This window comes from Actinacidiphila sp. bgisy160 (assembly GCF_057707815.1).
In genome coordinates this window covers 1-8,550 of sequence record NZ_JBYIQW010000102.1, presented here as the reverse complement: position 1 = coordinate 8,550, position 8,550 = coordinate 1, and the positions used below count along the sequence as shown (strand labels likewise).

The following is an 8,550-nucleotide window of genomic DNA, read 5'->3' as shown; positions in this document are numbered from 1 at the left end:
GCGGCGCTGCACCAGCAGCTTGTAGAGGGTGTGCTGGATGGTCTCCCGCACCTGGTCGGTCAGGTTGAAGACCAGCATCGGGTCCTCTGCCGCCTCCGGCGCGTAGCCGTCCGTCGGGATCGGCTCACCGAACTGGATCGTCCACTTCGTCGGCAGCGGCACCATGCCCAGCGGACCCAGCCACGGGAACGTCGGCGTCACCGGGAAATACGGGAAGCCCAGCAGCCGGGCCACCGTCCTCGCGTTGCCGATCATCGGGTAGATCTCCTCCGCGCCCACGATGGAGCACGGGACGATCGGCACCCCTGTTCTGAGCGCGGTCGCGACGAAGCCGCCCCGCCCGAAGCGCTGCAGCTTGTAGCGCTCGGAGAAGGGCTTCCCGAGCCCCTTGAACCCCTCGGGCATCACACCGACGACCTCTCCGCGTTCGAGCAGCAGCTGGGCGTCCTCCGCGCAGGCCAGGGTGTGCCCGGCCTTGCGGGCCAGCTCGTTGACGAGCGGCAGCATGAAGACCAGGTCGGCCGCCAGCAGCCGCAGGTGCCGTCCCGCGGGGTGGTTGTCGTGGACGGCGACCTGCATCATCAGCCCGTCCATCGGCAGCGTCCCGGAGTGGTTGGCCACCACCAGGGCACCGCCCTCGGCCGGGATGTTCTCGATCCCCTTCACCTCGACCCGGAAGTACGACTCGTACAGCGGCCGGAGCAGCGACATCAGGACCTGGTCGGTGAGCTCCTCGTCGTAGCCGAAGTCGTCGACCTCGTAGTCGCCGGTGACCCGGCGGCGCAGGAATGCCAGGCCGTGGGCCACCTTGCGCTCCCAGGGCCCGCCGAGCAGCCGGTCCGCGGCCGAACCGAGCGCCGCGGCCAGCGGGCCTCCCGCGGCGCCGGACGGCCGCTCGGCGACCTCCTCCGGGGCCTGCGTGCCCTCGGACGCCCCACCGGCACCATCGGCGCCCGGCGGGTCCGCGGAGGCCGTCACGGCGTCCTGGAGGGCGTCGGGCTCCGCCGCGGCACGCGCGCCCCGCTCCTCCACCGGCAGTGCGGCCACCGCGTTACCGGTGTCACCGCCGGCCTTGCCGCGCGCCGCGGCCCGCCCGCGCGACCGCGGTGCCCCCCTCCGGGTCCGCGAGTCCTCGTCGAACGGGATGACCTTGGCGTCCGCCATGGCGCGGTTCCTCCTCGCAGCATTGCTCACGAGCTCAGTCCTCGGGGCCCACCGGCGGGGACCAGCGCGGCGAGCCGGTCGACGGTCTCGGCGAGCCGGTCGGGCGGCAGCAGGCCGGGGCCGCGACTGCGGGCGAAGTCACTGAAGGTCTCGGCGGTGGTGTACTTCGGGGCGAAGCCGAGCGTCTCGCGCATCTGCGTGGTGTCCACGACCCTGCCGTGGGTGAGCAGCCGGATCTGTTCGCGCGAGAAGTCGGTGACGCCGGCGGTGCGCAGCATCTGCCCCACCCAGGTGACGGCGGGTAGCAGCACCGGCACCGTGGGCTTCCCCAGCCGTCGCGCGGTCTGCGACAGCAGGAGTACCCCGTCACCGGCGATGTTGAACGTGCCGCTGTTGATCGTCCCGTTGCGCTCGTCGCGCAGGGCCAGCATCAGGACGTCGATGACGTCGTCCTCGTGGACGAACTGCAGCCGCGGGTCGTAGCCGAACACGGTCGGCAGCACCGGCAGCGCGAAGTACTCCGCGAGCGGGGTGTCGGCCCGCGGGCCCAGGATGTTGGCGAACCGCAGGACCGATACGGCAACGTCCGGGCGACGCCGTGCGAAGCCGCGTACGTATCCCTCGACTTCGACCGCGTCCTTGGCGAAACCGCCACTGGGCAGCGACTTGGGCGGCATGGACTCCGTGAAGACCGCCGGGTCGCGGGGCGCGGAGCCGTACACGCTCGTCGTGGACTTCACCACCAGGCGGCGCACCGTCGGGGCCTTCTGGCAGGCGCCCAGCAGCTGCATCGTGCCGATGACGTTGGTCTCCTTGACCGCGGTCCGGCTGCTGCGGCGAGGCAGGGTGCCGCTGACGTCCATGTGGACCACCGTGTCCACCGTGTGCTCGGCCAGCACCTTGGCGATCATCGGGTGCCTGATGTCGGCACGGACGAACTCCGCGCCGCCCAGATGGTGCGCGGGCGGCATCGCGTCGACCCCGATCACCCGGTCGACGTCGGGGTCGCGCATCACACGTCGTACCAGCCGGCCGCCGAGCTGGCGGGCGACTCCGGTCACCAGCACCACTTTGCCCAAGATCAGCGCCTTCCCTCGCACCGCATGTACGCACCGTATCGGTTCGTTGTTGCGCCGTGATGACGCCCGAACGCACGACCACCGCCAAGGATCGCCCGGCCGGGCCTTCCCGCGGTCCCCCCGGGAACGCCACTGCCCTCCCGCCCCCACGGTCCGTGGGGGCGGGAGGGCAGTGAAGTGCGAAGCGTAGCTCGCTTACTTCTTGTTGCGACGCTGCACACGCGTACGCTTCAGCAGCTTGCGGTGCTTCTTCTTGGCCATACGCTTGCGCCGCTTCTTGATGACAGAGCCCACGACTACCCTCGCTTCGTTTTCACTCGGTGCGGGGCGTCCGGGCCCACACGACCTACGTCGGCACAGCCTACCCGTCCGCAAGCGCCGAGCAGAAACCGAGGCGGTCGTCAGGCAGTTTCCCCCACCCCCACGTAGGACTCACGAAGATAGTCATGGACGGCCTGCTCCGGCACCCGGAAGGACCTCCCCACCCGGATCGCCGGCAGATGACCGCTGTGCACCAGCCGGTACACGGTCATCTTGGACACTCGCATCACCGCGGCGACCTCTGCCACGGTCAGGAACACGACCTCGTTGAGAGGCCTCTCGCTTGAAGCCATGACACACCGAACCTTCCGCACATGACGGGCACCGGCTTCCCCTCCGGTGACTCCCTCTCGCACGTGCGCTCCTCCCCAGACTAGGTGCGGGTGATGCAAGTGGGGAAGAGGAGTAGCGATCGGTTGGCTACTGTGACAGACACGCTCGATTGAGTACATAGCGCGTAAGCGGTCGGTAGTAATCGGAGCGCACAGCGTCATCGAGCGGAACCGCGACCGAAACCCTGCCCTCCGCCTCGGCGACGAAAACCGCGGGGTCGTCCGAATCTGCCAGCCCGATGGCCTCGACGCCCAGCTGACCTGCTCCGCAGACCCAGCCGTGGTCTCCCACCACGAGGCTCGGCAGCAGTCCCCCACGTCCTGCCGCACCCGCCAGCGCGGCCCTTACCGGGAGCGGGGAGTGCGTGTGTACCGCCGGCGCACCACGGGCGCCCTCACCCGGCGCGTCCCGGACCGTCGCGACTCCCCCTACGTACCAGAGGTTGCGCGTGCGTAGGCCGAATTGCGTCGTCATGTCGATACGTCGGCCATGCGATGGGGTGAGGATGGGACATCCCGCCGCCGACAGGGCGGCCGCCAATCCGGCGTAGAAGCCGAGCAGGCGATGCGGGTGACCAGTACCGATGAGTACGGGCTCCCTGCGCCGCGCGGCCTCCCTCAGCCGGACGGCGAAGGCCTCCAGCCCCGCCAGGGTGCGATCGGGGTCGATCACATCCTGTCCGGAAGTGAGCCCCGGGTCAGGCGAAACCCCACACCGGTCGGCCATCAGCCGCAGGAGACCGGGCTGCGTCCAGCGCCGTACCGGCTCCAGCCCCAACGTCTGCCGCGGATCGCCCGCCACGAACAGCCGATAGCTGCGCAGGCTCTTCTCCCGCGGTGTCGTCACGACCCCCGCGATCCCCGCCCCCACCAGATGCGCCCGCAGCGCGGCAACAGTCACCACCCGCCGATGGTGGCCTCCTCCGCTTCCTTCACGTGCCGGAACGGCCCGAACATCACTCTCCGGGGGCGGGGGGTCCGGGTCGGCGCCCCCGGCGGACCCCTCCGCACACTTCAGACATACCGCGCGACAGCGATGGGAGGGGCCCGTGGCCCGTCCGTCATCCGCAGCGGCCCCGTCTGCCGCGTCCTGCGGGTGGCCGACGCCTCGGTGATGTCGGCCCCGGTCTCCGCCAGCACCAACGCCACCGTCTACGCCATCGCCGAACGGGCCGCGGAACTGCTGCGCGCCGGCGCCCGACCATCGCCCCGCGGGCCGGCCGCGCCTTACGGCAGCAGCCCGTGCAACGGGAAGACCGCTCGCCGGGTCGCCAGGATCGCCTGGTCCAGCCGGTCCGCCGGGTCGTAACCCGCGTCGTGGAAACCGGTGAACACCGCGTCCCGCCCGTCCGTCATCCGCAACGGCCCCATCTGCCGCGTCCTGCGGTACACCTCCGCCCGCCATTCCTCGGGCGTCGCCGTCTCCGGCGCCACCGGCCGCCCGGCGGCGATGCCGACCAGGTGCGTCCACGTCCGGGGCACCACGTCCACCACGGCGTAGCCGCCCCCGCCCAGGGCGACCCACCGGCCCCCGGCATGCTCATGCGCCAGGCCGTGCAGTGCCTCCGCCACGGCCCGCTGCGCGTCCAGGCTCACCGCGAGGTGCGCCAGCGGGTCCTCGAAGTGCGTGTCCGCGCCGTGCTGGGTCACCAGCACCTGCGGCCGGAAGGCCGCGAGCAGCTCCGGCACGACCGCGTCGAACGCCCGCAGCCAGCCCTCGTCCCCGGTGCCGGCCGGCAGGGCCACGTTCACCGCGCCGCCCTCCGCGGCGGGGCCGCCGGTCTCCTCCGGCCAGCCGGTCTGCGGGAAGAGCGTGCGCGGGTGCTCGTGCAGCGAGATCGTCAGCACCCGGGGGTCGTCCCAGAAGGCCGTCTGGACGCCGTCGCCATGGTGCACGTCCACGTCCACGTACGCGACGCGCTCCGCGCCCAGCTCCAGCAGCCGGGCGACGGCCAGCGCGGCGTCGTTGTAGACGCAGAAACCCGAGGCCAGAGCGGGCATCGCGTGGTGCAGGCCGCCCGCGAAGTTCACCGCGTGCGTCACCTCGCCGCGCCACACCGCCTCGGCCGCCCCCACAGACTGGCCCGCGATCAGCGCCGAGACCTCGTGCATGCCCTCGAACGCGGGGGTGTCCTCGGTGCCGAGGCCGTACGCCAGTTCCGTCATGCCCTTGGGGTCGGCTGAGGCGCGGCGCACGGCCGCCACGTACTCCGCGTCGTGCACCAGGCGCAGCGTCGAGTCGCCTGCCGCGGGGGCCGCGGTGACCGTGAGCGCCCGGTCCAGTCCGAGGGCCCGGACCAGCCCCATGGTCAGCGCCAGCCGCACCGGGTCCATCGGGTGGCCGCGACCGAAGTCATAGCCCGTTACCTGCTCGTCCCACATCAGCTGTGCGCGGCCGCTCATGGTCGACACCGTAGCGGGCGGCCTCCGTCCCGAACGAGCGGGCGTACAGCAGTGTCGCCGCCACCAGCAGCATCGGCACCAGCATCGCCCCCCGGTAGCTCCACGCGTCGCCCAGCGCGCCCACCAGAGGGGAGCCGACAAGGAAGCCGACGTAGTTGAAGATGTTCAGCCGCGCGATCGCGGTGTCCGAAGCCCCCGGGAACAGCCGCCCGGCGGCCGCGAACGTCTGCGGCACGATGACGCACAGCCCGAGGCCGAGCAGTGTGAAGCCCGCCATCCCCACCCACGCGCCCGGAGCGACCGCGACCACCGCGAAGCCCGCCGCCGCCACCAGCGCGCCGACCCGCACCACCGCCGCCGCCCCGAAGCGCCGCACACCGAGGTCACCGACCGAGCGGCCCAGGAGCGTGGTGACCATGTAGACGTTGTACGGGACGGTGGCCAGCTGCTCGGAGCCGCCGAGCACGTCCTGCAGGTACTTCGCGCTCCAGTTGGAGACGGTCGAGTCCCCGATGTAAGCGAAGGCCATCACCAGGCAGAGCGGCAGCAGCAGCCGCATGGCCACGGGAGCCGCGGTCGAGGCGGGAGGGACGGCCAGGGTGTCGTGGGTTCCAGCCTTCCCGTCGACGTACCAGCGGCCGGCCACCAGCGTCAGCGGGATCAGCACCGCCACCACCGGCCCGTACAGCACCGCCAGCGAAAGGTGCCAGTGCGCCCCCGCCCAGGCCAGCGACGCGCCGAGGATGCCGCCGAAGCTGTACGCGGCGTGGAAGCCCAGCATGATGCTGCGGCCGTACGCGCGCTGCAGGCTCACCCCGAGCATGTTCATGGACGCGTCCAGGGCGCCGACGCATATCCCGAAGACGGCCAGCGCCGTGGCCAGTTGCCACAGCGCGCCCCCGGCGCCGGCGCCCAGCAGCGCCAGGCACACCACCGGCTGTACCCAGCGCAGCACCACGCTCGGCCGCACCCGCTTCACCAGGTGCTCGGTGACGACGCTCCCCATGCCCGCCAGGACGGGCACCGCGGCCAGGAACGCCGGCAGCAGCGCGTCACTGACCCCGTACCGGTCCTGCAGCGCCGGGATCCGGGTCACCAGCAGCGCGAAGGCCGCCCCCTGCGCGAAGAAACCGACGGCCAACGAGGCCCGTCCATGGCGCAAACCGCCGTCGATGCCGTCCATGAGCGTGCAGCGTAGAGCCGCCGGCTACGGACGGGTAGCTCGATCACACGAACAGTTTCGCGGGCAGCTCCGCCATGTCCGCGAACAGCGCCAGCGCCCCGGACAGCTTCTCCGCCGGCGTCATCGCCGTGAAGCCGTACACGTCCATCCCGGCCGCCACCGCCGCCCGCACCCCGAGCGGACTGTCCTCCACCACGGCGCACCGCTCCGGCGCCACGCCCATGGTGCGCGCCGCGTGCAGGAACAGGTCGGGCGCCGGCTTCCCGCGTCCGACGTCCTGCGAACTGAAGATCCGCTCCTCGCCGAAGTACCCGTACAACTCGGTCTTCTTGAGCGCGACCCGGATCCGCTCGTGGCTCCCGGAGGACGCGACGCAGTACGGCACCCCGTCGGCCGCGAGCTTCCCCAGTACGGTCCCCACGCCCGGCACCGGCTGCAGCTCACGCCGGAAGCCATCGAAGACCCGCGCGTAGTACGTGGCGTCGAAGTCCTCCGGCAGCCGCTGTCCCGTGCGCTCCGCCACCAGGTCGTGGACGCGGTGCATCGCGGAGCCCATGTAGTCGCGGACGGACTCCTCGTACGTGGTGGGGTGGCCCAGCTCCGTCAGCAAACCCGCCAGGATGCGGTTGGAGAGGGGCTCGCTGTCCACGAGCACGCCGTCGTTGTCGAAGATGACCAGGTCGTAGCGCACCGCACCACTGTAGTCGGCCACCGGTTCCGCCCGGTCGTGCCGAATGTCCTCGTCCGCCACCACCGCCCGCCCATGATGGACAGCCATGGGACGGCCACGTCCTGATGAAGGGGGAACCACCATGAGACAACCAGACCCCGCCACCTCCACGGCGGTACTGGCCCTGGGCCCGGCGCCGGTCACCCTGCTTCCGGCGAGCACGGCCGGAGCCCGCAGCGCGGCCGCCGCGGCCGTCGACAACCGGGCCCGTACCGGCGGTTGGGCCTACCAGAGTGATGCCCACGAGGGAGCCCGGGCGCGACACTCCGTCAACCGGACGTGTGCGTGGGGTGCCTCATGAAGCGCCGCGGCCTTCTCGCCGCCGGGCTGCTGGGCCTCACCGCTCTGATGGCCACCGCCGACCCGGTGGCTGCCGACACGGACAGCGGCCCGCGGCTCGTTGTCCTCGACACGCTCCCAGGAGGTTCCGGCGAGGTGCGTGCCCTGGGCCGCCCCGGTTTGGCCGCCGGATCCAGTGACCGCGTCCCCGTCTACTGGACCGGCCGCACCGTCCATCGCATTCCCTTCCCCTTAGACCTGGGCAACGGCGAAGGCGAAGTCGAAGCCGTCAACCAGCATGGATTGATGGTGGGAACCATGCGCCCGTGGTCGGGTCCCGACTTCGGCTTCAGTTACAAGCCGGGATGGCCGGTTGCCCGGGTTCTGCCCGAAAGCGCCTTCGCGACCGACGTGAACGACCACGGACAAATCGTCGGCGGCAACTGGCATGAGGGCTTCGTCTGGCGTGGCACACGCGTTGAGCGCCGACTCCTCCCCCCGTCCCCGTTCGGACCCGGCATCGGCCATGTCACCGGCATCAACAACGCCGGGACCATTATCGGCTCCAGCGGCTCAACGGGCGTGGTGTGGAAAGCCGGCACGACCGGCGCCGCCGAGGTCCTGTCACCCACTGAGCCTCCCGAGGGCGTGTTCCACGTGCCTGCCGCCATCGACGAGCACGGCCGAATCGTCGGCGCCACGACCAACTTCTTTTCCGACAGCGCGTACGAGACCTACTGGGATCCGCCCTACGACGCCGACGGCGTCGAGGTCCCGGGCCTTCCGGGCTACTCCAGCGAGGGCTACTTCCTCGCCATCAGCCCCAGCACCGGACTCGTCGCGGGCTCGGCACCGACGAGTTTCGGCTCCCCACCCGACTTCCCTCCCGGCACAGCCGAGTTCTGGACCGGCTCGGGCCCGATACGCGCCCTGCCCCGCCTCGCTGACGACGAGAACAGCGACGCGGGCGCCTATGCGGCAGCCGACAACGGGACCGTCGGCGGCTACTCCTTCGTCGACGGTGTCAGCAAACCCGTCCTATGGACCTGCGTGCACTGA

The 8,550-nt window shown here is 71.4% G+C and carries 10 protein-coding genes; 2 read left to right on the top strand and 8 right to left on the bottom strand.

What is annotated here, in order from left to right; genetic code table 11:
• The 8 genes from AC3EUJ_RS36595 to AC3EUJ_RS36560 all read right to left on the bottom strand — a co-directional run.
• A partial coding sequence (locus AC3EUJ_RS36595) for a lysophospholipid acyltransferase family protein (RefSeq protein ID WP_431969226.1) occupies positions 1-1,164 on the bottom strand: 1,164 nt, incomplete at its 3' end.
• Positions 1,165-1,190: 26 nt separating this feature from the next.
• Positions 1,191-2,243 carry an NAD-dependent epimerase/dehydratase family protein gene (locus tag AC3EUJ_RS36590; protein WP_431969224.1) on the bottom strand — a complete coding sequence of 351 codons (1,053 nt, stop codon included), beginning with the start codon at positions 2,241-2,243 and terminating at the stop codon, positions 1,191-1,193.
• Between the two features lie 195 nt (positions 2,244-2,438).
• Positions 2,439-2,537, bottom strand: a complete 99-nt coding sequence (locus AC3EUJ_RS36585) for a 30S ribosomal protein bS22 (protein WP_003948845.1) — start codon at positions 2,535-2,537, stop codon at positions 2,439-2,441.
• A gap of 107 nt (positions 2,538-2,644) precedes the next feature.
• Positions 2,645-2,857 carry a helix-turn-helix domain-containing protein gene (locus tag AC3EUJ_RS36580; protein WP_018558718.1) on the bottom strand — a complete coding sequence of 71 codons (213 nt, stop codon included), beginning with the start codon at positions 2,855-2,857 and terminating at the stop codon, positions 2,645-2,647.
• A 127-nt stretch (positions 2,858-2,984) separates the two neighbouring features.
• Complete coding sequence (locus AC3EUJ_RS36575) at positions 2,985-3,800, bottom strand: phosphatase (protein ID WP_431969222.1); 816 nt, start codon at positions 3,798-3,800, stop codon at positions 2,985-2,987.
• A gap of 323 nt (positions 3,801-4,123) precedes the next feature.
• Complete coding sequence (locus AC3EUJ_RS36570) at positions 4,124-5,299, bottom strand: acetoin utilization protein AcuC (protein WP_431969220.1); 1,176 nt, start codon at positions 5,297-5,299, stop codon at positions 4,124-4,126.
• Entirely contained in the window at positions 5,250-6,482 is a 1,233-nt protein-coding gene (locus AC3EUJ_RS36565; RefSeq protein WP_431969219.1) for an MFS transporter, read from the bottom strand. The genes AC3EUJ_RS36570 and AC3EUJ_RS36565 overlap by 50 nt, the downstream gene beginning before the upstream one ends.
• 43 nt (positions 6,483-6,525) lie before the next feature.
• A complete protein-coding gene (locus AC3EUJ_RS36560) occupies positions 6,526-7,173 on the bottom strand; it encodes an HAD family hydrolase (protein WP_431969228.1) in 648 nt (215 codons plus the stop codon).
• A 121-nt stretch (positions 7,174-7,294) separates the two neighbouring features.
• Here AC3EUJ_RS36560 and AC3EUJ_RS36555 point away from each other — a divergent pair, with 121 nt between their 5' ends.
• Positions 7,295-7,513, top strand: coding sequence for a hypothetical protein (locus tag AC3EUJ_RS36555; RefSeq protein WP_431969218.1), 219 nt, complete (start codon positions 7,295-7,297; stop codon positions 7,511-7,513).
• Complete coding sequence (locus tag AC3EUJ_RS36550; RefSeq protein ID WP_431969216.1) at positions 7,510-8,550, top strand: hypothetical protein; 1,041 nt, start codon at positions 7,510-7,512, stop codon at positions 8,548-8,550. The genes AC3EUJ_RS36555 and AC3EUJ_RS36550 overlap by 4 nt, the downstream gene beginning before the upstream one ends.

Excerpts from the sequence above, each read along its gene's own strand:
- AC3EUJ_RS36580 (WP_018558718.1), bottom strand. The coding sequence starts at position 2,857 with ATGGCTTCAAGCGAGAGGCCTCTCAACGAGGTCGTGTTCCTGACCGTG.
- AC3EUJ_RS36570 (WP_431969220.1), bottom strand. The coding sequence starts at position 5,299 with ATGAGCGGCCGCGCACAGCTGATGTGGGACGAGCAGGTAACGGGCTAT.
- AC3EUJ_RS36565 (WP_431969219.1), bottom strand. The coding sequence starts at position 6,482 with ATGGACGGCATCGACGGCGGTTTGCGCCATGGACGGGCCTCGTTGGCC.
- AC3EUJ_RS36555 (WP_431969218.1), top strand. The coding sequence starts at position 7,295 with ATGAGACAACCAGACCCCGCCACCTCCACGGCGGTACTGGCCCTGGGC.
- AC3EUJ_RS36550 (WP_431969216.1), top strand. The coding sequence starts at position 7,510 with ATGAAGCGCCGCGGCCTTCTCGCCGCCGGGCTGCTGGGCCTCACCGCT.